Raw genomic sequence first — 21,852 nt, 5'->3', positions numbered from 1 at the left:
GTCAGCTGACCTTCACGGTGACCGGCGAGGAGTGGAACGTGCCGGACTTGGTCGTCACCCGCACCTGCTGGGTGCCCTTGTTGGTGAACGTCCGCTTGATCGTGTAGGTGCCGTTCTTGTTGACGGCTGCCGTGGTCTTCAGCGTGGTCCACTTGCCGTTGCGCAGGTGCTGGAGCACCAGAGTCGAGCCGGCCTTGATGCCCTTGACCCGGCCGGTGAACACCACGGTGTTGCCCACCTTGATCGCCTTGTGGTTGGCCGAGACGGTGATCGAGCCCATGGCGGTCGGCATCCGCGACGGCTTCATGCTCGGCATGCCCGTGTGGGTCATGGAGGGCTTGGGGGTCGGTGTTCCGGTCGCGGCGACGGCTGTGGTCGTACCGGTCGACAGCAAAACGGCGGCCAGGACACCGGCGGCGAGGGCACGGGTGCGGTGGCTTCGGGTGACGCTCATGTGGGTCTCCTGTATTCGTCGGAGTTCCCCCTGGGGGGCGAGTCGGCCATTCGGGCGGCTCGCGAATCCAGGCTGGCCCGAGCAGGGCGGAGCGGCATGTCGAAGCGGGTGAAGAAAGGCGTTGAAACGTCCTTGTTTTCGGTGAATCCGCAGGTCACCTCAGCTTTGCGATGTGTCACTGAATTGGAGTAACTGGTTACTCAGAGCAGTCGGTGTGCAGCCGCACTCTGGACGGGCGCCGTGGTGGCGGGACGCGCACGTTCCGGCAACCCTGGGCCAAAGGGCCCGGGGGTACTGGAACGGTCGACCCGCGGTTCAGGACCGCTCGGCCCTTGGTCGCGATTCAACAGCAGGAAAGTCTGATTCGTGTGGCGATGCCACCATATGGGGCTCTCCCCGCCGGCACAGTTGGGATGTCGAACGCGTTATTTGCACCATGCGGCACGCCTGAGACCGCGCCACGCCACTGCGGTGCGGCCATGGTTCTCGCGCTCTTTCCGTCGCGCGAGACAGTGGAACGAAAGGCAAGATCATGCGAGCACAGCGCACCAAGCGCCTCTTCGCGGTTTCCGCGGCCGGCGCCCTGCTGGCCGGCGGCGCCGCGATCGGCGTGGCGGGGACGGCTTCGGCCGCCACACCGGCTCATCACTCCTCCTATTCCCACGGCTTCAACCGCGACGACTACTGCGGTGACTGGTGGGACAACGGTTGCGACTACGGTGGTTACGACCACGGCGGGTATGACCATGGCGGTTACGACCACGGTGGCTACGACCACGGCGGGTATGACCATGGCGGTTACGACCATGGCGGCGGGGATCACGGTGGGGACCATGGCGGCGGAGGTCACGGCGGCCGCTGAGACAACCCGATGAATGTGGTGTGCGCCCTCGTCACCGGGGGCGCACACCCTGCGCCTGCGCCACCAAGGCAGCGGACGCCACCTGCGCCTGATGGCCGCCCCGCTGGCGTGGTGCGGGCTGCCGGTCAACCCGATGGAGATCTTCGCTTTCCCCGCCCGGGTCGCTGCCCTCACCGCGGCCCCCCCAGCGGCACCACGTGCCCCGACTGGTGACGGGCCGTGTCGTCCTCCAGCGGGAGATGTGGAGAAACGCCGCCGAGGACCTGCTCGCCGACGCCACTGGGACGCCTGCTGTTCGTCGCTTCGCTGACCAACACCGGCCGCGGTGTGTGGGTGGCGTGCTACGTCCTGTTCTTCACCCGCTCCGTCGGCATGTCCGCCTACCAGGTCGGCCTCAGCGCCCTGGTCGCCGGCGTCTTCGGCATCGCAGCGGCCGCACCGGTAGGCATGCTCGCCGACCGGTACGGTCTCCGTCTCGTCCTGATGATCGTCCACCTCGTCAACGCGGGGGCCCTCCTGCTGTACCTGCCCGTCCGGAACTTCTGGCCGTTCCTCTTGGTGGGCTGTCTGGTCGCGGTGACCGGAGAGAGCGGTGTCGGGGTCCGCACGGCACTGATCGCCACGCGCAGGCCGGCCAGGTTCCCGAGCCGGTCGTCGTGGAAGGGCGGGTTGGCGGGACGCTTGCCGAAGCCCAGGAACGGGGTCGCCACGAGGTCTCCGGCCACCAGGTCGCCGTGGTCGGTCAGGACGGAGACCGAGCCGGCGGTGTGTCCCGGGGTCGGCATGATGCGGGCCTCGACACCGAAATCCGACAGATGTGCCTCACCCCGGACGAGTACGTCCGGTTCGAACGGCTCGGTGGTCTCGCGCACCCTCGCCGAGCGGACGAAGAGACGCCCGAACACTCCGATCGGCAGGTACGGGTCACTGACCCCGCCCGCTCGGTAGACGCTGAGATCGGCGATGTGGCCGGCGATCGGTGCGCCGGTGAGCCGGGTGAGTTCCGCGGCGGAGCCGAAGTGGTCCACGTGCCCGTGCGTGACGACGATCAGGCGGATGTCCTTGGGGTTCACGCGGCGCTGCCGGGTGTTCCCGCGTCACCGACGATCGGTCGTCTGCCCAGCAGCAGGTTGGGCAACTGGGCGACCTTCCACGCGTAGTTGAGGTGGGAGATGGCGCCGGCGGGCCGGGCGGATGGTCAGGCTGCCGGCGTGAAGGCCGTGATGGCGTCCACGAGGTCGGCCGGTGCTTCCAGCGGGATCAGATGACCGGTGTGCGGGATCACCGTGAAGTCGGCTTGGGAGAGGTAGGGCACCAGGTTGTCGCGGAGTACGTCGACGGGCTCGACCTGGTCGTTCTCCCCGGCGACGACGAGGGCGGGAACGCTGACCGTGCGGGTGTGCGCGGTGATGTCCTCTGCGATGCCGCGCAGCGGCCACTCGGTACGGGCGGCGTCGGCGCCGGCCCGCGAATCGGTCGCGATCTGCGCCTTGACCGACGCGGGCAGCTCGGACGCGGTGAGGACGTGGTCGCGTGCCCCGGCTGTGGACTCGTCGGAGTCGTAAGCGTGGGAAAGGGCTTCCCGGTACTCCGGAGTGATCTGTGCGGCGGGCTTCGCCGGACCGGAGGCGACGAGGACGATGCCGCGCAGACCGACGGGCCGGGTCGCCGCGACCAGCTGCGCGACCTTGCCCCCCATCGAATGCCCGACCAGGACGTAGTCGGTGACGCCTGCGTCGGCGAGCACGGCGAGCGTGTCGTCGGCGAGCTGTCCGAGCGTGTAGGGGCCGGGCAGACCGCTCGACCGGCTCCACCCGCGGAAGTCGACCGTGAGCACGTCACGACCCGTGAGGCGGTCGACGACGAAGTCCCAGGTACGGGCGGAACCACCCCAGTAGTGCAGGAACACCAGCGTCGGTCCGGTCCCCGGCCGATGGTCGTAAGTGGGCAGGAGCGGCTGCTGCGTCCTGGTCATCGTGGCTCTCCCGGTAAGCGTTATGGGCGTTTGACCTGTGATTCCATTCAAACCTCTCCGCTCGGACGGGGCATCGGCCTGACTGGTCGCCCGGTGGTGGAAACTGGACACGTGACCGTGATCCGGCAGATGACCTACCAGCCCGCAGGGCGCTGCGCCGCCGCGGTCGAGACGATGACGTTCGACCGCCTTCGCAAGCTGAACGACGGCGGCACGCAGCGTGCCGACTTCCATGTCCTCGCCGTCATCGACGCCGGACACGGCTGCGTCACGGTGGACTTCCTCCAGCACCCGATCGAGGAGCGGTCCGCGGTGTGGGTTCCTCCCGGCGCGGTGCACCGGTGGGACGACATCGCCGGTGTGGCCGGGCACCTCGTGCTGTTCGTGCCGACCGCGCCGGTCACCCACGCCACCCGGGAACTGGCCGCGTCCCCGGACCTGGTCGCGCACTGGAGCATTCCCGACGCCGACTGGCCGTTCGTCGACGCCGCGCGCAACCATCTCCTCCTCGAGGCGTCCGACCCGTCCGGAGACATCCCGACGGAGCTGCCCGAGATCCTGCTCTCCGCGCTCATAGCCCGGCTGCGGCCACCTCAGGCCGAAGCACGATCCACGCATCCGGTGTTTCGGCTGTTCCGGTCCAGCGTCGAAGCGCACTTCCGGGAACACCACGACGCCGGCTACTACGCCCGGACACTGGGATACGCCCCCCGCACCCTCTCGCGAGCGGTGCAGCAGGCCACCGGCCGCACCGCGAAGGCCTACATCGTCGACCGGGTCGTCCTGGAAGCCAAACGACTCCTCGCGCACGACCGCCTCACCGCGGCCCGCTGCGCCGCCGCACTCGGCTTCCCCGACGCATCCAACTTCTCGGTGTTCTTCCAGAAGGCGACAGGCAAGCGCCCGGGTGCGTGGCAGGCGACGGTGGCCGTCAGGAGAGGTGATGCGGGCAAGGCGGGCACGCAGTCAACGCAGCCGGCGTAGCACCGGCCCGAGCATCAGGGCCTCAGCAGTCCGCCCACCCACCAGTCGTGCGGCTCGCCATCGTTGGCGAAGCCGCGACTGCGCAGTGTCCCTTCGACAGTGAAGCCGAGTTTCTCGGCGACGGCTCGTGAGCCGGTGTTCCCGGCCATGGCCCACCACTCGATGCGGTGGACGTCGAGGGTGGCCCAGCCCCAGTCGCACAGGGCCCGAGCGGCCTCCACCGAGTACCCGCGTCCGCGCTGTTCCTTGACCGCCCAGTAACCGAGCTCCCAGACGCCGCGGCTGACGAGGGTCAGGCAGTACGAGCCGACCAGTGCGCCGGTGTCCTTGCGGAACGCGCCGAGGGTGTAGTCCCTGTCCTCGGCCCACTGAGCGGGCAGCTTCTCGCCGACGAGCTTCTCCGCGTCCGCACGCCGGTACGGCACCGGCACCGGGGTGTAGAACTGGATGTCCTCGTCCTGGCAGGCCTCGTACACCGCGTCCACGTCGGCAGGTGTGAAGGCCCGCAGCACCAGACGGTCGGTCTCAAGAGTCACTGGATCCATCGCGGCAGTATGACCACCGTCAACGAGTGGCGACCAGCGAATATCCCGACCGGGCACCGCCCGTCACAACACCCCGGACTGGTCAACGGTCGTCGCAACAACCCGGATCAGCCGCCCCCGAGACGGAGGTTGTGTCCGCACCACTGCGACGTTCCGATCGGCTGTCGCGGGACGGGGCCGCGCGTTGCCGCACCCGGGACGGACGGGGCGATCAGACCACGCCGCAGACGGTGCCCCGGGTGTTGGCCCGGGGCACCGAAATCGCTGCGGCAGCCGCTTCCCTACACCGCAGCGACGCCCTCTTATCTGAGGCTCCCTTCCACCCAAGGGCGGCGGGGCGGGACCAGCGTCGCCGGTGAGGTGTGCATGTCGTGCTTGTTCGGCTGTTACGTCATCTCTCTGTAAGAAGCCCGCGCCTGAAGGCCAAGGAGCTGCTCGCCGCACTGGTCGGCGAGATCGTCCGCCCGCCTGGTGAGGACGACGAGATCGATGGAACCGTGGGTGGCCTCCTAAGGTGTCCGTCAGCCATGAGGCCCCGGCCGCCGAACGCGCCCGGCCGGGTTCATACCGGACCCCAGCGCGCTGCCGCAACGGGTGATCTGCGCGACCCGCACCGGGTGAGCCGTATCTCACCGCCGCAGCGTTGCTATGCAACGAGGTGCATAACAGGATCGTGCTCATGGCGCTCGAGCACGCGATCCTCGTCTCACTGCTGGAGAAGCCGGGCTCCGGCTATGAGCTGGCCCGGCGGTTCGAGCGGTCCATCGGATACTTCTGGACCGCCACACACCAGCAGATCTACCGCGTGCTCAAGCGCATGCAGGCCGACGGCTGGGTCGACGTCCGGGACGTCCCGCAGTCCGGGCGCCCGGACAAGAAGGAGTACTCCGTCGCCAGGCCCGGACGGGACGCGCTCTCCGCATGGCTCCACGAACCGACCGAACCCGAAAGCGTGCGGCACGACCTGGCGGTGAAGGTCCGGGGTGCCGCCTTCGATGATCCAGCCGCCCTCATCGGCGAAGTCGAGCGGCACCGGCAGGCGCACACGGACCGCCTCGCCCACTACCTCGTGGGCGAGGCCCGCGACTTCAAGGAACCCCAGGCGGACGGCCCACTCGACACCGAACGGGAACTCCAGCACGTCGTGCTGCGCGGCGGCATCGCCTACGAGCGAATGATGATCGCCTGGCTCGACGACGTCCTCGCCACACTCGCCGGCTTCGACACCGGTCACTGACCGGCCCAGCAGACCCTCCCGGGACCCCTACCCGGACCCGCCCTCACCCTCCCAAACCGAAAGGCGACACCCGTGACCGACGCGCTGCTCTTCAACCCGCGGACATACGACCCCGCGCACTTCGACCCGGAGACCCGCAGGCTGCTGCGCGCCACCGTCGACTGGTTCGAGGAGCGGGGCAAGCGCCGGCTGATCGAGGACTACCGGACCCGCGCCTGGCTCGGCGACTTCCTCGCCTTCGCCGGCAAGGAGGGGCTCTTCGCGACCTTCCTCACCCCCGCCTCCGCCGCCGGAGAGGGCGAGGTCGACAAGCGCTGGGACACCGCTCGCATCGCCGCACTCAACGAAATCCTCGGCTTCTACGGCCTCGACTACTGGTACGCCTGGCAGGTCACCATCCTCGGCCTCGGCCCCGTCTGGCAGAGCGACAACCCAGCCACCCGTGCCCGCGCCGCCGAACTGCTCTCACAGGGCGAGGTGTTCGCCTTCGGCCTGTCCGAGAAGGCCCACGGCGCCGACATCTACTCCACCGACATGCTTCTGGAGCCCGACGGCACGGGCGGCTTCCGGGCCACCGGCTCCAAGTACTACATCGGCAACGGCAACGCCGCCGGACTGGTCTCCGTCTTCGGCCGCCGCACCGACGTCGAGGGCCCCGACGGCTACGTCTTCTTCGCCGCCGACAGCCGCCACCCGGCGTACCACCTGGTCAAGAACGTCGTCGACTCGTCGAAGTACGTCAGCGAGTTCCGCCTGGAGGACTATCCCGTAGCCCCGGAGGACGTCCTGCACACCGGCCGAGCCGCCTTCGACGCAGCCCTCAACACCGTCAACGTCGGCAAGTTCAACCTGTGCACCGCCTCGATCGGCATCTGCGAGCACGCGATGTACGAGGCCGTCGCCCACGCGCAGAACCGCATACTCTACGGCCGCCCCGTCACCGCCTTCCCGCACGTGCGGCGCGAATTGACCGACGCCTACGTCCGGCTCGTCGGCATGAAGCTGTTCAGCGACCGCGCCGTCGACTACTTCCGCACCGCGGGCCCCGACGACCGTCGCTACCTCCTCTTCAACCCGATGACGAAGATGAAGGTGACCACCGAGGGCGAGAAGGTCATCGACCTGATGTGGGACGTCATCGCCGCCAAGGGCTTCGAGAAGGACAACTACTTCGGCCAGGCCGCCGTCGAGATCCGCGGCCTGCCGAAGCTGGAGGGCACCGTCCACGTCAACCTGGCGCTGATCCTCAAGTTCATGCGCAACCACCTCCTCGACCCCGTCGCGTACGAGCCCGTCCCCACCCGCCTCGACGCGGCCGACGACGACTTCCTCTTCCGCCAGGGCCCGGCCCGCGGCCTCGGCTCGGTACGCTTTCACGACTGGCGTCCGGCCTTCGACACGTATGCCCGCCTGTCCAACGTCGCCCGGTTCCGCGAACAGGCCGACGCACTCTGCGAGTTCGTACGCACGGCCGCGCCTGACGAAGAGCAGAGCCGGGATCTCGACCTGCTCCTCGCTGTCGGGCAGCTCTTCGCGCTCGTCGTCCACGGGCAACTGGTCCTGGAGCAGGCAGCCCTGACGAGCCTCGACGAGGACGTCCTCGACGAGCTGTTCGCCGTCCTCGTGCGGGACTTCTCCGCGCACGCCGTCGAGCTGCACGGCAAGGACTCCGCGACTGAAGAGCAGCAGCGCTGGGCGCTCGGCGCGGTCCGGCGCCCGGTCGTCGACACGGCGCGTTCGCAGCGCGTCTGGCAGCGCGTCGAGGCCCTGGCGGGGGCGTACGAGATGATGCCCTGAGGCATCCAAGCGCGGCCTCGCACCCTCCCGCGGAGTACGGTGGCCACCACCGTACTCCGCCAGGTGCCCGCCGGTGAGCGTGGAGCGGTTGGCCGAAGGACGACGGGGTTCGGGAACAACGACAGCAGTCGCCCCAGCATGTTCGCGACATCATGACCAGCCGGCTGGTGACGGTGCAGCCGCAGGCCTCGGTGACGGCGGTGGCTCAGAAGATGCGTGACGAGAGCACCGGGGCCGTCCTGGTCATCGAGGACGAGGAGCTGCGCGAGCTGGTCAGCGACAGCGACCGGCGATGTGACACCTGCCACGCCTGCGGACAGGCGGGACCCGCGCTGATCCCCGAGCTGACGCGGGCCCCGCTTTCCGGCCATACCGCACGGTAGATGCACGTGGTGCGAAGGCGTGGTGCTCAGCCTTCACCGCGAGAGGCCGGCTCGCCCCCTGGTGGTGTGGGCGGGCAGCCCATCTCCTGGAATCGAACATGCGAACAATCCTCGGCGATGCGGCTACGCCGGGTCCGCCGCAGTCCCGTGACTGGCGGCGAGGCCGTCGAGGAGCAGGACGATGAGCCGTGAGGCGAGGTCGCGCTGGTGCTCGTGCCCGCTGATGAGGGTGATTCCACCAAGCGCCATGAGGACGTCGTTCGGCTCCGTGTCCTCGCGCACCTGCCCAGCCGCCGTGCCGGCTTCGAGGAGTGTCGCCACCGCCCCACCCAGGGCGTCGCGGCTGTGCTGGCGCAGGCCCTCGCGGGCGGCGAGGATCGCGGGCAGCGCGTCGGCCATGCCCTGCTTGGTCAGCATGTAGTCCACGAACGCCTCCGCCCACTCGCGCAGCGCGGCCAGGGGTGCGCGGTCGGCGAGCAGCTCGCGGGCCGAGGCGCACAGCCGGTCGGTCTCGTTCCGGTAGGTGGCCTCGATGAGGTCTTCGCGCGTGGGGAAGCGGCGGTAGAGGGTGCCGATTCCGACGCCGGCCTCGGCGGCGATCGCCTTCAGCGAGGCGTCGGCGCCCTGCTGCGCGAAAGTACGGGCGGCCGCCTCCAGCAGGCGGTCGTGATTGGCCCGGGCGTCCGCCCGCAGCGAGCGCTGCATCACTTCTCCTTGCAAGCGGAGCCAGCTCCGCTTATTGTCGACGCGTAAACGGACCCGACTCCGTTTACTCCCCATCGTAGGCGGATGTTCTTCCTCCGCCCACCCTCACGAGCACACAGTCGCCGGACACTTCCGGCCGCGCGTGCACCAGAAACAGGGAACAACCATGACGCAGAGCCTCGCCACACCCTTCGGCGCGCAGTCGACCGCGTCCGAGGTCATCGCCGGTATCGACCTCACCGGCCGCCGAGCCGTCGTGACCGGCGCCACCGGAGGCCTCGGCCGGGAGACCGCCCGTGCCCTGGCCTCGGCGGGCGCCGAAGTGACCGTTGCGGGACGCACCCTGCAGAGCGCCACCGCCGTCGCGCAGGAGATCGCCGCCGAGACCGGCAACAGCCTGACGAGGGCGGCTCGGCTGGACCTCGCCGACCCAGCGTCGGTCGCCGCCTTCGTCGCGGACCGGCGCGGACCACTGCACATCCTGGTGAACAACGCCGGGATCATGGCCACGCCCGAGCTGCGCACCCCCACCGGCCGGGAGCTGCAGTTCGCGACCAACCACCTCGGCCACTTCGCCCTCACCGTGGGCCTTCACGACGCCCTCGCGGCGGCGGGCGACGCCCGCGTGGTCGTCCTGAGCTCGGTCGGGCACGTCAACGGGCCGGTTCGCTTCGACGACCCCGACTTCACCAAGGAGCCGTACGACCCGTGGCTGGCGTACGCCCAGTCCAAGACGGCGAACGTGCTCTTCGCCGTGGAGGCCGCGAAGCGCTGGGCCGCCGACGGCATCGCCGTCAACGCACTCAACCCCGGGCGCATCTGGGAAACCGGCCTCGGCCGCCACATGGACGCGCCGCCCGCCTCCTTCGATCCGTCTGGCGTCACTGGTGTTTCCGAGAAGAACATCGCCCAGGGTGCCGCCACCTCGGTCCTGCTGGCGGCGTCTCCCCTGGTCGACGGGGTCACCGGCCGGTATTTCGAAGACTGCCAGGAAGCCGGACCGCACACCCCGGGAATACGCCGCGGTGTCGCCGCCCACGCCGTCGACCCCGACAGCGCCCGCAAGCTCTGGGACCTGTCGGTGCGGCTGACCGCCGGCGACCGGTGAGACCGGCGCCGACCGACCGCGCGGTTTTGTCGCTGGCCATGACGCTGATCTGCGCTGCGGTCTGGACGGAGAAGCGAGCGTCATGATCCAACCGTGGTTCATGACCTCCTCCCAGCCCAGCAGGCCATAGAACTCCCGGCTCTCCTTGTTTGGAGTCGTCGATGGCCGTTCACCGTGTCGTGCCCAACGGTGTTGGTGCTGATTGCTGACAAGTTCAGGGACTGTGTCCGCGTGAGGACGATGCGCCAGCAGCCGAACTCTGCCCGTCATGAATTCCACCGAACCGGCCGTGCCGCCCGGCCGCACACCGCACGACTCAGGGGCGGCTCCACTCACCCGCAACACCGCGCACTGCCTCGCCGCCGACGGCGTCGCCGCCACCCTCACTTGCTGTCGCAGGCGCGGCGGCCTCGCGCCGCGATAATTGAATGGCGCCCATGAAACAGAGCGCCCACCCTGGTTTCCACATGGGGCATCCAGCCGCGTTCGCGACCTGTTCCACGCGGCCGGAAGACGGTGAGAACGAGAAGGCAGGCTCACCCACTAGTGAGAGGCCACCGGTCGCGGTGCCTCCTCCCTGAGCGTCACCGACGCGCCGTGTCGAGCGGGCGTCCGTCGGCCGGGCTCGCATCGTTGCGCACGGGGCCTGCGTATCGGCCCCACCTCCACGGCACCAGCTGGAGGACGCCGAACGCCACCTCGACGCCGAAGAACAGCCACAGGAGCCGAGACGCACCGTGGGCCAGTGCGTACGCCTGCCACGTCGCGAACAGGGTACGCGCGATGCCGTCTAACAGTCCGTGTTCCGGCAGCGGCCTGACGATTCGCAGAACGGCCCAGACGACCACCACCGAGCCCATCAGGTTGGCGAACAGGACCTGCCACGTATCGAGTTCGGGCAAAGCGCCGAACCCCAGTGCCTTGCCGCACCATGACAGCGCGTCGTGTACCAGTGCGTAGGTCCACGGAGTTGCGAATCCCACCGTCACGACCAGGTCGTACCAGGCGCTCGCGCGTACGACGCGGAGACGTCAGGGGTGCCGAACCGGGCGTACAGGTTGTCGTCGATCATGGCCTGGGCCCCTTGGCCGAGTTCCTCAGCGGGCTGGAACACGGCCAGGACCGTTCCCGACCACTCGTCGCGTGCCCCGGCGAGGAGCGTCATGGTGCCCAGCAGGCAAGCGGTGTGCATGTCGTGCCCGCAGGCGTGCATGACGCCCCGTTTCGTCGAGGCGTAGGACAGCCCGGTCCGCTCGGTCACGGGCAGCGCGTCGAAGTCGGCGCGCAGCAGCACCGTCGTGCCCGGACCGTTTGCCAGTCTGGCCACTACGCCGGTCCGCCCCACACTCTCGGTCACCTCGTAGCCCAGTTCCCGAGCACGGCGTGCGGCTTCCGCGCCCGTGCGGTGTTCCTCGAAGGAAAGCTCGGGGTGAGCGTGCAGGTCCTTGGACAGCGCTTCGAGCCTTTGGGTCAGGGCGGCGTCCAGTCCTGCCAGGACCCGCTGAGCCGTGCCGACTGCAGTCATCGTGAGATCCCGTCCCCTTCCCGCCTTGCTGAATGAGGCGTCGTAACCCGGGCGGAGGGCTGCGGGCAGACCGCGCGGGTGATGTCCACCTGCGCCGGTGCGACGGTCTGGGCAGCGGTCGATGCCCCCCCGATCGGCAGTGTCCGGGGACAACCCGGCGCTGGCAGAACAGCACCTCTCCGCTCTTCCATCATCGAACCGGCGGCGCCTACCTGCTCTGCGAACGCGCCGCAGCAGCAAGGAGCCCCGGCTCGCCGGTGGCACGATCGCTGAGTGGGCCGGGGCACGGCGCCGGACCCGGCCCTGGAGCGGACGTCACGGCAGCCGACGCGGACGCCGCGGCTGATGGCCGAAGGTGCGACCGGTCGTGGCCGTAAACAGGATCGCCGCCAGCACTTCGCGATCGCCGTAGCGGCGTCGTCCGCCGCCCTGCGGGTGCACCACAGCAGCCGGGACCACTCGCCAGAACGACTCCCACAGCCGGCCTGGCACCAGACGCCCCACCATCGCCCTCGCGGCCGCCGCCAGCTTGGTGATCAAGCCAGTGCCTAGTCGGCCGAGGAGTCAGGTGTTGGTGCCGTCTGCGGGAACGCCGTCGGGCAGCCCGGCTGCGGATCCGGTTCCCTTGTCGGCGCCAGGGCACGCGGTGTCCAGGGTGTACGCGGTCATCGACAGCGATCCGTAGGCATAGCCGTCGACGAGGATCTCCGCACCGTGGCCGGACGCTGCCGCGAGCCCCGCGAGGTAGAGCAGCGGGATGAAGTGGCCCGGCGCCGCCACGCTGCCCGTCACGGACGAGACCACGTCCCAGATCACGGTCGGCCCGGTGGGCAGCGCCGGCCAGGGCGGCTGACCGTACACCCGACCCGGAGGTCCCCGCGGTGCGCGAGCGGCGCGGGGCGGCGGCCCTCTCGCCGGGCTGCTCGGTCGAGCCATCGAGTCCCCGCCCACAGACACGGTGGGACTTCTGCGCATCGGCTGAGCCCGCTCACCCGATGCGTACAGGGGCCCCACGTCCGCCGCTGCGTCCCGGCCGTACACACGTCTGCCGTCTCGAACCGTCCCACGTCTGGAGACCGACTGGCCTGGAACGGCTTCGCGCGCGGCCTGCCTGCGTCACTGGAACAGTTCCACGGTGATGTGCGGTGACAGTGAGCGCAGGAAGTCGGGGGCGTCGAAGATCTCGCCGGCGGGGGTGACTCCGACTGCCCTGGTCCGTCCGTCGAGGATGCGGTTGATCGCTTCTACGGCGAGTGGTGCGGTGACGGCGTAGATGTCCTGGCCCTTGGCGACGGCACGCCGTTCGCGGCCGTTGCGGCGTACGAGGGCGTCGACGAGGAAGGTCTGCGCGGACCGCCCGCTTCGGTCGGTCGCGGTCGGTGCCGGGGTGTCGGGGTTCGACACGTCCCTGGCCGCCTCGACGGTCATGTAGGTGGCTACGTCGGGGATGGGCAGGTGGCGGGAGACGGTGACGACGTCGGCCATCGTGAACTCGCCGATGACGTCCCGGGTACCCATCGGGTCGGGGAAGGGCCACTGCAGGGTCGGCAGGTCGTCCTGGTGGTACTCCAGCCGCCCAGCGGTGTAGCGGACTGCCCGGCCGTCTCGCCGCTGCCGTGAGACCGCGCCCGCGGCCCGTGTACCGGCGGTGGGGTGCCAACCGCTCAGCCCGTAGGCGATGTGCGCCTCGTCGGCCGCCGTCCAGTCGCCCATCGCGGCGGTGGTCAGCAGGTCGCCGAGACCGCCGTAGAAGGCCATTGCGGGGACGATGACCGCCTTCGCGGCGCGGGCACGATCCGTGAAGTGCGTGAAGGTGTCCATGTTGGCCTCGATCTCGGCCGCCACATCGACATACGGGATGCCGGCGCGCAGTGCCGCTTCGATCACGGGGGCGGCCGTCGCGGCGAAGGGGCCGGCGCAGTTGATCACGGCTGCCGCACCGGCCAGCGCCCGGTCCAGCGACGCCGGGTCGGTGACCGACGCCGGGCGGATGTCCGGATCGGACGCGAACCGCGCTGCCAGCGCCCGCAGCTTCCCGGCATCGCGGCCGGAGAGGACAGGGACGAATCCCCGGTCCAGCAACTGCGCCACCACAAAGCGCCCGGTGTGCCCGTACGCCCCGAACACCGCCACCGTCAGCCCCGCTGCCATGAATGTTTCCTCCGCTCGAACGACTCGCTCATTGCGTTGCGATCATCCTTCGGCACCAGGCGCCCTCACACGAGTGTCTGGAACGACATGGCCCATACACTTTCGGACATGACTACTGTGGCGCTCGCTGTCACCGACGGCATGCTGCACTTCGAACTGTCCCTGGCCTACGAGGTCTTCGGCTCCGCGCCGGCCGGCACACCGGGCCCGTGGTACGACGTCACGGTGTGCGGGCCGAGCGCCGTGCGGGTGGGCCGGTTCCGGCTGGAGCCCGACCGCGGCCTCGACCATCTGCGTCGCGTGGACACCGTGATCGTCCCCGGCTGGGCCGACGTCGACCAGCCCCCACCCACCGAGCTGGTCGACGCCGTACGCGCGGCACACCAGGCAGGCGCACGCGTGGCCTCGCTGTGCACGGGCGCCTTCGTGCTGGCCGCCGCCGGCCTGCTGGACGGCCTGCGCGCGACCACGCACTGGGCACACACCGAGGACCTGGCCGCCCGCCATCCGCAGGTGATCGTGGACCCTGGCGTCCTCTACGTGGACAACGGCAGCGTGCTCACCTCCGCAGGCAAAGCCGCCGCCATGGACCTGTGCCTCCACCTCGTCCGCCTCGACCACGGCTCTTCCGTTGCCAACGCGGTCGCCCGCCGCCTGGTCGTACCGCCCCATCGCGACGGCGGCCAGGCCCAGTACGTCACCACCCCCGTACCCGCCCCGGACCACCACCCCCTCGCCGACCTGTTCCCCTGGGTCCTGCGACGACTCGACCAGCCGCTGACCGTGGAGGACCTCGCACGCCAGGCACGGATGAGCTCACGCAACCTGGGCCGCCACTTCAAGGCCGCGACCGGCACCACCCCACTGCAGTGGCTACTGACCCAGCGGATCCGCCACGCCCAGGAACTGCTGGAGACCACCGGTGAGGGCATCGACACCATCGCGGCTGCCACCGGCATGGGCACCGCCACGACCCTGCGCCGGCACTTCAACCGCACAGTCGGCGTACCACCGGACACCTACCGCCGCACCTTCCGTGCGAGAGCCGACTCCATCCCGCATGTCAGCGAGCAGCACCACCGGGAGACCGACACCTGCTAGCGCCCTCACCACCGACCATCCTCGGCTGAGGTCGATCGCGCACGCTTCGCGTGCGGCCGGGGGAGCCGTCCTGCACGCGGTTGTTACGGGGGCCGGGAAGATTTTTCGGCCTTGATCATGTCGAGAGGCATAGTGAGGATCGGCAGCGCGCGTCATCTGGGACACAGGGGTGGGCCACGGAGGCCGCCGGGGAAGAGCAGGTGACGATGGATGCGCAAGCAGATGAGACTTTCAGGGATTTCGTGGCGAACAGGTCGTCGGCACTGTTGAAGACGGCCGTCCTCCTCAGTGGCGGGGACCGCCATGGCGCCGAGGACTTGCTGCAGAACGCGCTGATCAAGGTGGCCGGCCGCTGGAACCGCATCGAGGAACCGGAGGCGTACGTACGCCAGGTCCTCTACCGGCAGCACATCAGCCGCTGGCGGCTGAAGTGGCCGCGCCGTGAACTGAGCGTCGCCACGACGCCGGAGGTGAGCACCCCAGCGGACGCGGCGTCCGCCGCCGAACTGCGCCTGGTGATGCGCGGTGCGCTGGCGAGGCTGACCGCCCGGCAGCGCACCGTTCTCGTCCTGCGCTACTTCGAGGACCTCCCGGAGGCCGACGTGGCCCGAATCCTGGGGTGCTCCGTGGGAACCGTACGGTCGACGACGCACCGCTCGCTGGCTCGCCTGCGCGCGCTAGCGCCCGAACTCGCGGCGCTGGGCCCGGCCACGGTCGAGCAGCAGCCGTCCCAGCACAAGTCACCCGTGGAGGTGCGTCCGTGAACGTCGAGGAACTGATCTCCGACGCCTTCCGCGAGCAAGCCGCGGACACCATGCCCGCACCCCCGCACTTCGCCGACCGTGTCCTGGCCGTGCGGCGCCGCCGCCGTACCCGCAGGCTCGTGTCCGTCGCAGCGGCCACCGTCACCGCGGTCGCCGTCGCGGTGGCCGGACCCCGCCTCAGCACAGGACGGGACGATGTACGGCCCGCGAGCGAGCTGAACCACAACGACGTCATCGGTCACCCCGACCAGTCGCCGCCCAGGACCCTCATCGCGGCCGGGGACACGGTGCTCTCCGCCTTCTACGTCACGAAGGCCGTCGAGCAGCCCAACGGTGACGACGTTCTCACCCGCACCTACGGGCTGCTCGACCAGAAGACGGGCGTCTACAAGAAGACCCGTTGGGCTTTCCTGGACGTCGCCCCCGGTTCCCGCACCGCCGCCGTACTCGAGGGCGAACTGCCGGCCAGGCGCATCGGGCTGCTCGACCTGATCACCGGGCGCGTGGACCGCTGGATCAAGACGGACCGGGGCGTCGCCAGCGTCGCCTTCTCACCCGACGGCACCAAACTCGTCGCGACCACCTACGCCAAGAACCCAGACCGCATGTTCGCCGACCATAAACAGGACATCGACGGCAAGGAAGTCCCCGGCCCGGTGCCGAGCCGCACGGGATTCACCGTCGTGGACGTCGACTCGGGCAAATCGGACTGGCACAAGGCGCCGCACCCGACGGACGAGACGGGGTGGTTCGGCAATGCGCGCGCGGATTTCGCCTTCAGTCATGACGGCACGCTCGTCTACGCCGAGACCCCGATGAAGCCTTTCCGCGACTACTACAGTCTGGACGGCGACCGTGCTGACTGGCCGGCCGACGAAAAGGGCCGCGCTTCCGCCAAAGCAGGTCTCTCGCCCGACGGCAAGCTCCTCGCGGGTGAGTTCGCGGGCTACGGGGCAACGATCGCCGCCGCGATCCTCGACCCCCACACGCACCGGCAGATCACCACAGTCCCGGTGCAACAACTACTCGCCTGGGCCGACAACAAGCGCCTCATCGCCTGGGGCTGCGACCCCAAGAAGTGCGACGGCAAGGGGGAGTTCCACAACCAGTTGCTGCTGGTCACCGTCGGTACCAACAAGGTCGTCCCCCTGAGCGGCTTCCGCAAGGCCAGCGCCGACTACCCGGGCCGCTGGACCCCCATCTTCAGCAAACGCTGACCAACTGCCCACCTCGGCCGGCATCCCGTCCGATGGTGACCGGCCCTGCCGGCACCGGTACCCAGCTCCCGTGGCCTCGGCACACCCCGAGGCTACGGGAGAAAGGGCAGGCAGCCGAGAACGTGTGTCGTGTGCACCCAGGGAGTCTTCGCCGACCCGAACGACGAAGCCCAAGAGGGACATCCGCTGGCCCGCGACCTCTCCTGCGTGGACCCACGAGGTGTTCGGCTCGCACTGGGCGCAGCGGCTGGATCAGCAGAACCACGTCCGCTTCCCGGGCTTGCCTCGGGCACCCAAACGGCACTCCCTGATGCAAATGGAAGAGTTGACAGACGAGGTCCTGACCGACGGCGACGTCGACGTCGAACTCCAACCCAGCGCCCGTCTTGGTGTCGCTGGTGGTGTCGTGTCGTCCGCTGGCGGTCCTGCTGCCTCGTGTACTTCCTCTCGTCGTGAGGAAGGGTCGTTGTCTTGACCGCGCTGCGGGCTGCTCGGTGCGCTTGCGGCCGTTCGCCGTTCGCAGTGGTCCGTGTGGTGTGTGGTCGTCGGTGGTCTGGTGTGCGTCGGTGTCCGGGCCGTGTGCTGTGCTCGGCGGGTGATGTATGCCGCTGTGGGCGCTGGCGTGTCAGGGAGTCGGCCGCTGCGACGACTGTTCATCGCCGCCCGGTCGTAGGCCTGCTGGGTCGGTGAGGGCGGCACGATGCCGGGGGTTCGCTGGTATTGCCCGGGCCCGGGGACCCGGCGTTGGCTCGTCAGGGGGAATCCGAATGGCGACCACGGCAAACAATTGAGCTTTGATTGCCGCTTTTTGGGTGAGCGTTTTCTCGAACTTGGTCGGTGCTGACGGCATGTTGTGCAGGGAACGGATGCGGGGAGGCGCACGGAGTGCCCCCGCCCCGTCGTCCGGCAGGCGCTCAACCGGGCATGACCTGCGATGATCTGACGGACAGCCAGCTGCTGTAGCGCCTGCGCGACGCCGCGACCGCCGCTTCGGGTCGGCGGGCTCTCGCTTTCCTGTGTAAAAGCTCTGCTCCTGCGTTGACCTGAACCCGTCAATTCTGCTTTGCTTCTCCGCGTCTGACAGGTCATCACCAATTCGGCCGGCAAGATGTGGCAGTGCGAGCCCCTTCTCGCTGTCTTTCTATTGTCCGGTCCAGGACGTGAGTCTCTTCGCGGATCGCAACGCCGTGCGTGAGTTCCCCAGCTGCCGGGCTCCTGCCCGCGCAGTCGCCCGGTGCCGCGCGGAGCTCTGCTCCTGTTCCGGTACGTAACGGGCGTCAACCGACGGCCGGAGCGGGCCCAACAGGTGATGCGCCTTGTCGACACCCCATGCAGCTCACCTCCGCCGCACCGACGGCGGAGGCTCGTGCGAAGAAAGGTTCCCATCACCCATGGGTCATCCCCACACCCGCGGCGCAGTCCGAGCAACCCTGACCGGTCTCGCGTCGCTGTCACTCGTCACCGGTGCGGTAGTCGCCTCCATCCCTCAGGCGGCAGCCGCCCCCCAGCCCGCGGCCCACTCGGCGAGACCGAACCCCTACAGCCCGGCCTACCAGCACCCCTACCGGCACGGCGTCCTGCCGACCATCCAGCGGAACGCCAAGATGAAGTCCTGGGCGGCCAACCACCCGGCCGCTGCCACGGCGACGGGCCCGGAGACGCTCTCCTACGGTGGCGGCGTCGACGGTATCGGCGTCCAGAGCGGTCACTCCAAGGTCTACCTGGTCTTCTACGGCTCGCAGTGGGGCACGCAGAGCACCAACGCCAGCGGCGACGCCACGTTCTCCGGCGACCCGGACGGCGCGGCCCCCGTCGCCCAGGAGATGTTCAAGGACATAGGCACCGGGAACGAGCGGTGGTCCGCAGATCTCACCCAGTGGTGTGACGGGCCGAACGTGTCGGCGGGCGCCACCAGTTGCCCGTCCAACGCGAACTTCATCCCGTACCAGAGCGGCGGCGTGCTGTCCGGCGTGTGGTACGACAACTCGGCGGCCTCGCCGAGCGCCGCGACCGGGCACCAGCTCGGCGCCGAAGCCGTCAAGGCTGCCGGGCACTTCGGCAACACCACCGCCGCGTCCAACCGGGACGCCTACTACGTCATCCTCTCGCCGCACAACACCAACCCTGACAACTACCAGGGTCAGTACTGCGCCTGGCACGACTACAACGGCGACAGCACACTCTCCGGCGGCCCCGTGTCCTCCTCCTACGGGGACATCGCGTTCAGCAACCAGCCGTACAACATGGACTCCGGTTCCGGCTGCGGTGTCGGGTTCGTCAACTCGCCCGGCACGCTGGACGGCTGGACCATGACACTCGGCCACGAGTGGCAGGAGATGATGTCCGACCAGAACCCGGCGGGCGGCTGGACCAACCAAACCGGCAGCTCGTACAACGGCCAGGAGAACTCCGACGAGTGTGCCTGGATCGCGCCCGGCAGCACGGGCGGGGCGGCCAACGTCACGATGGGCACCGGCACCTTCGCCGAACAGGCCAGCTGGTCCAACGACACCAACAACTGCGCCATCTCGCACGCGATCGTCGGCGGCGGCAGCAGCGGTGGCGGCACCCTCACCAACGGCACCTTCGAGACCGGCAGCCTGTCCGGCTGGACCACCAGCGGTACCGCCTCCGCCACCACCTCGGCGGCGCACAGCGGCAGCTACGGCGCGACGGTGGGCTCCACCGGCCCGACGAACACCTCCTCGGTCTCCCAGTCCTTCACCGCCCCGTCCGGCACCAGCAAGGTCTCCTTCTGGTACAACGTCACCTGCCCGGACACGGTGAGCTACGACTGGGCGACGGCCACACTCCAGGACACCACGGCCGGCACCACCACGACGCTGCTCGGCAAGACCTGCACCCAGGGTGCGGGCTGGAAGCAGGTCTCCGGCACCGTGACCGCGGGCCACAACTACACGCTCACCCTCACCAACAAGGACGACAACTACGCGGGTGACGCGACCTACACCTACTACGACGACGTGACGCTGTCCTGACCTGTCACGCCGTACGGTGGGGGCGAGCCGACGGCTCGCCCCCACCCCTGTAGAGGCGCCCGCGCGGGCGGCATCCACCGCAGGAGGACCCGTGTTCCCGTCAACTGTCCGCTCGTGCCCCGCCCGGCGGGTGCTGCATGCCGGGTTCGCCGCGCTGGCCGCAGCGACCCTGACCGGCACCCTCGGCGGTTGTTCGTCCGGCTCCGCCGGGTCGCCGTCTTCCGCGTCGGCCGGGCCATCCGGATCCACCACTCGGTCGGTCGTCCTCGACGAACGAGAGCGCGGGAGAACGGTCCGGGTGACCGTCGGCACGCTGATCGTGGTGCGCCTGCACAGCGCCTACTGGTCCACCCCCACCGGCTCGAACCCGCGGGTGCTCGCCCCCGCCGGCGGCGCAACCACAGCCACCGGCACGTGCCCGCCCGGACGGGGCTGCGGAATCTCCTCCGCCCGGTTCACCGCTCGCGGGTCCGGCACCGCTCACGTCACCGCCCGACGCGATGCGTGCGGCGAGGCGATGCGATGCCCGCCCGGCCAAGGCCGCTACGACGTCACTGTGACGGTCACGCGCTAGCGCGGGCAGTCCGCTCGGAAAAGAGGTCTGCAGGAGCATCCGCTCGGCGGTCTTCCCGGGAACGGATGGCAAGGGTTCGGGTCGACAGGCCCGTTCGAGTGCCGCCACCACGAGGGACACGGGAGGCAGCGCGCTCCCGGGCCCCCTGCACGGCGGTGTACGGGGGCCCGGTCCGAAGCGCGCGTGCCGGCGGGCGCCTCGACACGCGTACCCTCAGCGAGGCGGCGGCACGGCAGTCACGGCCGAAAGGTCATCGAGCGGGCCACTCCTGTGGGCTGGCGTCGCGGGCCTCCGGACGGGTCGAGCGGGAGCAGATGCGCCGGCCAAGATCCGGCGGCGGACTCCAGTTCCCCCGCCCGTGCGGAGGGCCACGCCCACCATCCCGGTGCCGACGGAAGGTTCAGGCCTCGCGCGGCCCCTGCGTTGCTCCGCCTCGCCGTCGTCCGCCTCGTCGTCGGTGTGGGGGTCACGCAACGGGCGCGGACCAGGCACCGTGGGCCGGGTGAAGGCCGGCGGTCGCGGAAGTCCGTCGCCCGGTACCGGCGCCCGTGCGTACTGGACGGCTCAGGGGCGTGCCTCCGCCGGTTCCAGGTGCGGTTCCAGGGCGTCGGCGACCTTGTTGCACAGCTCGACGAACATCGCCCGCTCGCCGGGGCTCAAGGTGGACCCGACGATGCGGGCGTTTTCGCGTCGCTGCTCGGCGACCCGGGTCAGGAAGGACTCGCCGGTCGGCGTGAGCGAGGTGGTCAGTTCGCGCCGGTCCTCGCCGAGCGTCTGTTGCCCGACGAGCCCCAGGTCCTTCAGCACCCGCAGAGCCTTGGAGGTCGTCGCCCGGGACACCCCGAGGGAGGAGCTGAGCACCGAGGGCGTCATGGGGCCGCGGATGCGCAGCAGTTCCAGGACGTCGTACTGCTGCCAGGTGACGCCCTCCGGGTTCGAGCGGGTGCGACGGGCGACCAGGATGCACTGCAGGTGGGACAGCGCGTCCTCGAGTTCGCCGGGCACGGCCGGGGCCTCGCTCGCGCGTCCTGGACTGTCGGTTCGGGTCATCAGCGCCCCTCCGATTGGTTGCCCATCATCAACGACCAGGATGCTCCGGGGTGCACCGGCTGCGTCGATATGAACTTCGCCACATGGAATGATTTCTGTAGAGAAATCTTATACCAGTGATCCCCGTGCGGTAGCCCCTCCGTCCGAGGAGCCACCGCGCATCGTGGCCCACCTCTCCGCCGACAGGGGAAGTATGCCCTCCGGATTCGCTGCCGAGAGTACTGGTTCACCGTCACCCGGGAGCGAGTGATTTCCTATTGGAAACCGAGTTGCGAGACGAGTGATCGGTATGCAGCTGCTTTCCAGGCGGAAAACAACTGGCTGAAAGGGTCTGTTCCGTGCGAGGGGGCTCGAGTCGGCCGGCGAGGCCCTCCAGCTGCGCCGAGCGGGCGGAACTCGGCCCCGAGGCTCCAGGTGTGCC

Annotated in this window: 21 protein-coding genes and 2 pseudogenes; 11 read left to right on the top strand and 12 right to left on the bottom strand. The window is 69.5% G+C overall.

The annotated features are described in order from the left end of the window. Position 1: 1 nt before the first annotated feature. Positions 2-454 (bottom strand): hypothetical protein, encoded by a 453-nt coding sequence (locus AQJ66_RS25115; RefSeq protein WP_061926526.1) that lies wholly within the window; start codon positions 452-454, stop codon positions 2-4. Between the two features lie 532 nt (positions 455-986). On the opposite strand from AQJ66_RS25115, the gene AQJ66_RS39755 reads away from it, so the two are divergent. Next, on the top strand, positions 987-1,316 hold the full coding sequence (locus tag AQJ66_RS39755; RefSeq protein ID WP_208611457.1) for a hypothetical protein: 330 nt from the start codon (positions 987-989) through the stop codon (positions 1,314-1,316). 380 nt (positions 1,317-1,696) lie between these two features. Here AQJ66_RS39755 and AQJ66_RS25110 read toward each other — a convergent pair whose 3' ends face one another. Continuing rightward, a complete protein-coding gene (locus tag AQJ66_RS25110; protein ID WP_061926525.1) occupies positions 1,697-2,389 on the bottom strand; it encodes an MBL fold metallo-hydrolase in 693 nt (230 codons plus the stop codon). A 125-nt stretch (positions 2,390-2,514) separates the two neighbouring features. Then, positions 2,515-3,291, bottom strand: coding sequence for an alpha/beta fold hydrolase (locus AQJ66_RS25105; RefSeq protein ID WP_061926523.1), 777 nt, complete (start codon positions 3,289-3,291; stop codon positions 2,515-2,517). Between the two features lie 111 nt (positions 3,292-3,402). On the opposite strand from AQJ66_RS25105, the gene AQJ66_RS25100 reads away from it, so the two are divergent. Then, positions 3,403-4,275 carry a helix-turn-helix domain-containing protein gene (locus tag AQJ66_RS25100; protein WP_061926521.1) on the top strand — a complete coding sequence of 291 codons (873 nt, stop codon included), beginning with the start codon at positions 3,403-3,405 and terminating at the stop codon, positions 4,273-4,275. 14 nt (positions 4,276-4,289) lie between these two features. Here AQJ66_RS25100 and AQJ66_RS25095 read toward each other — a convergent pair whose 3' ends face one another. Beyond that, positions 4,290-4,820, bottom strand: coding sequence for a GNAT family N-acetyltransferase (locus tag AQJ66_RS25095; RefSeq protein ID WP_061926519.1), 531 nt, complete (start codon positions 4,818-4,820; stop codon positions 4,290-4,292). A gap of 679 nt (positions 4,821-5,499) precedes the next feature. Here AQJ66_RS25095 and AQJ66_RS25090 point away from each other — a divergent pair. The 3 genes from AQJ66_RS25090 to AQJ66_RS37720 all read left to right on the top strand — a co-directional run bounded on the left by AQJ66_RS25090 (position 5,500) and on the right by AQJ66_RS37720 (position 8,237). Next, positions 5,500-6,057, top strand: a complete 558-nt coding sequence (locus tag AQJ66_RS25090) for a PadR family transcriptional regulator (protein WP_061926517.1) — start codon at positions 5,500-5,502, stop codon at positions 6,055-6,057. Between the two features lie 72 nt (positions 6,058-6,129). Beyond that, entirely contained in the window at positions 6,130-7,854 is a 1,725-nt protein-coding gene (locus AQJ66_RS25085; protein ID WP_061926515.1) for an acyl-CoA dehydrogenase family protein, read from the top strand. Between the two features lie 152 nt (positions 7,855-8,006). Beyond that, positions 8,007-8,237, top strand: coding sequence for a CBS domain-containing protein (locus AQJ66_RS37720; RefSeq protein ID WP_079060416.1), 231 nt, complete (start codon positions 8,007-8,009; stop codon positions 8,235-8,237). A 123-nt stretch (positions 8,238-8,360) separates the two neighbouring features. On the opposite strand, the gene AQJ66_RS25075 is transcribed toward AQJ66_RS37720, so the two are convergent. After that, positions 8,361-8,942 carry a TetR/AcrR family transcriptional regulator gene (locus AQJ66_RS25075; RefSeq protein ID WP_061926513.1) on the bottom strand — a complete coding sequence of 194 codons (582 nt, stop codon included), beginning with the start codon at positions 8,940-8,942 and terminating at the stop codon, positions 8,361-8,363. 166 nt (positions 8,943-9,108) lie between these two features. Here AQJ66_RS25075 and AQJ66_RS25070 point away from each other — a divergent pair, with 166 nt between their 5' ends. Next, the gene (locus AQJ66_RS25070; protein ID WP_061926511.1) at positions 9,109-10,050 is read left to right on the top strand and encodes an SDR family NAD(P)-dependent oxidoreductase; all 942 of its coding nucleotides are present in this window, start codon (positions 9,109-9,111) and stop codon (positions 10,048-10,050) included. 19 nt (positions 10,051-10,069) lie between these two features. On the opposite strand, the pseudogene AQJ66_RS41035 reads toward AQJ66_RS25070, so the two are convergent. From AQJ66_RS41035 to AQJ66_RS25050, 6 genes and pseudogenes are all read right to left on the bottom strand, one after another. Then, positions 10,070-10,173 (bottom strand): annotated as a pseudogene (locus AQJ66_RS41035) (VOC family protein); the annotation flags it as partial. A 461-nt stretch (positions 10,174-10,634) separates the two neighbouring features. Beyond that, a complete protein-coding gene (locus tag AQJ66_RS25065) occupies positions 10,635-11,045 on the bottom strand; it encodes a hypothetical protein (protein ID WP_061926509.1) in 411 nt (136 codons plus the stop codon). Next, positions 11,036-11,575: a M20/M25/M40 family metallo-hydrolase gene (locus AQJ66_RS25060; protein ID WP_079060415.1), complete on the bottom strand. Its 540-nt coding sequence runs from the start codon at positions 11,573-11,575 to the stop codon at positions 11,036-11,038. The genes AQJ66_RS25065 and AQJ66_RS25060 overlap by 10 nt, the downstream gene beginning before the upstream one ends. Before the next feature lie 339 nt (positions 11,576-11,914). After that, a pseudogene (locus AQJ66_RS39035) lies at positions 11,915-12,082 on the bottom strand (IS5/IS1182 family transposase); the annotation flags it as partial. A 57-nt stretch (positions 12,083-12,139) separates the two neighbouring features. Further along, positions 12,140-12,436 carry a hypothetical protein gene (locus tag AQJ66_RS25055; protein ID WP_061926508.1) on the bottom strand — a complete coding sequence of 99 codons (297 nt, stop codon included), beginning with the start codon at positions 12,434-12,436 and terminating at the stop codon, positions 12,140-12,142. A 255-nt stretch (positions 12,437-12,691) separates the two neighbouring features. Further along, positions 12,692-13,726 carry a saccharopine dehydrogenase family protein gene (locus AQJ66_RS25050; RefSeq protein WP_061926506.1) on the bottom strand — a complete coding sequence of 345 codons (1,035 nt, stop codon included), beginning with the start codon at positions 13,724-13,726 and terminating at the stop codon, positions 12,692-12,694. A 108-nt stretch (positions 13,727-13,834) separates the two neighbouring features. Between AQJ66_RS25050 and AQJ66_RS25045 the strand changes: the two genes are divergently transcribed. The 5 genes from AQJ66_RS25045 (at position 13,835) to AQJ66_RS25025 (ending at position 20,381) form a co-directional block, all read left to right on the top strand. Then, positions 13,835-14,827 (top strand): helix-turn-helix domain-containing protein, encoded by a 993-nt coding sequence (locus AQJ66_RS25045; protein WP_061926504.1) that lies wholly within the window; start codon positions 13,835-13,837, stop codon positions 14,825-14,827. A 206-nt stretch (positions 14,828-15,033) separates the two neighbouring features. Beyond that, entirely contained in the window at positions 15,034-15,591 is a 558-nt protein-coding gene (locus AQJ66_RS25040) for a SigE family RNA polymerase sigma factor (protein ID WP_061926658.1), read from the top strand. Next, positions 15,588-16,808, top strand: coding sequence for a hypothetical protein (locus tag AQJ66_RS25035; RefSeq protein ID WP_061926502.1), 1,221 nt, complete (start codon positions 15,588-15,590; stop codon positions 16,806-16,808). Before AQJ66_RS25040 ends, AQJ66_RS25035 begins: the two co-directional genes overlap by 4 nt. Before the next feature lie 1,391 nt (positions 16,809-18,199). Continuing rightward, complete coding sequence (locus AQJ66_RS25030; protein WP_063804082.1) at positions 18,200-19,807, top strand: hypothetical protein; 1,608 nt, start codon at positions 18,200-18,202, stop codon at positions 19,805-19,807. 298 nt (positions 19,808-20,105) lie between these two features. Further along, a complete protein-coding gene (locus tag AQJ66_RS25025; protein ID WP_061926500.1) occupies positions 20,106-20,381 on the top strand; it encodes a hypothetical protein in 276 nt (91 codons plus the stop codon). Between the two features lie 564 nt (positions 20,382-20,945). On the opposite strand, the gene AQJ66_RS25020 is transcribed toward AQJ66_RS25025, so the two are convergent. Continuing rightward, positions 20,946-21,431 carry a MarR family winged helix-turn-helix transcriptional regulator gene (locus AQJ66_RS25020; protein WP_061926498.1) on the bottom strand — a complete coding sequence of 162 codons (486 nt, stop codon included), beginning with the start codon at positions 21,429-21,431 and terminating at the stop codon, positions 20,946-20,948. Between the last annotated feature and the right edge of the window lie 421 nt (positions 21,432-21,852).

The sequence above is a fragment of the Streptomyces bungoensis genome (assembly GCF_001514215.1).
Classification (GTDB): Bacteria; Actinomycetota; Actinomycetes; order Streptomycetales; family Streptomycetaceae; genus Streptomyces; species Streptomyces bungoensis.
Note: the sequence above shows the minus strand (reverse complement) of the source record. Positions and strands in the feature narration are given on the sequence as shown.

Excerpts from the sequence above, each read along its gene's own strand:
- AQJ66_RS25115 (WP_061926526.1), bottom strand. The coding sequence starts at position 454 with ATGAGCGTCACCCGAAGCCACCGCACCCGTGCCCTCGCCGCCGGTGTC.
- AQJ66_RS39755 (WP_208611457.1), top strand. The coding sequence starts at position 987 with ATGCGAGCACAGCGCACCAAGCGCCTCTTCGCGGTTTCCGCGGCCGGC.
- AQJ66_RS25105 (WP_061926523.1), bottom strand. The coding sequence starts at position 3,291 with ATGACCAGGACGCAGCAGCCGCTCCTGCCCACTTACGACCATCGGCCG.
- AQJ66_RS25095 (WP_061926519.1), bottom strand. The coding sequence starts at position 4,820 with ATGGATCCAGTGACTCTTGAGACCGACCGTCTGGTGCTGCGGGCCTTC.
- AQJ66_RS25090 (WP_061926517.1), top strand. The coding sequence starts at position 5,500 with ATGGCGCTCGAGCACGCGATCCTCGTCTCACTGCTGGAGAAGCCGGGC.
- AQJ66_RS37720 (WP_079060416.1), top strand. The coding sequence starts at position 8,007 with ATGACCAGCCGGCTGGTGACGGTGCAGCCGCAGGCCTCGGTGACGGCG.
- AQJ66_RS25075 (WP_061926513.1), bottom strand. The coding sequence starts at position 8,942 with ATGCAGCGCTCGCTGCGGGCGGACGCCCGGGCCAATCACGACCGCCTG.
- AQJ66_RS25070 (WP_061926511.1), top strand. The coding sequence starts at position 9,109 with ATGACGCAGAGCCTCGCCACACCCTTCGGCGCGCAGTCGACCGCGTCC.
- AQJ66_RS25060 (WP_079060415.1), bottom strand. The coding sequence starts at position 11,575 with ATGACTGCAGTCGGCACGGCTCAGCGGGTCCTGGCAGGACTGGACGCC.
- AQJ66_RS25050 (WP_061926506.1), bottom strand. The coding sequence starts at position 13,726 with ATGGCAGCGGGGCTGACGGTGGCGGTGTTCGGGGCGTACGGGCACACC.
- AQJ66_RS25045 (WP_061926504.1), top strand. The coding sequence starts at position 13,835 with ATGACTACTGTGGCGCTCGCTGTCACCGACGGCATGCTGCACTTCGAA.
- AQJ66_RS25040 (WP_061926658.1), top strand. The coding sequence starts at position 15,034 with ATGGATGCGCAAGCAGATGAGACTTTCAGGGATTTCGTGGCGAACAGG.
- AQJ66_RS25030 (WP_063804082.1), top strand. The coding sequence starts at position 18,200 with ATGGGTCATCCCCACACCCGCGGCGCAGTCCGAGCAACCCTGACCGGT.
- AQJ66_RS25020 (WP_061926498.1), bottom strand. The coding sequence starts at position 21,431 with ATGACCCGAACCGACAGTCCAGGACGCGCGAGCGAGGCCCCGGCCGTG.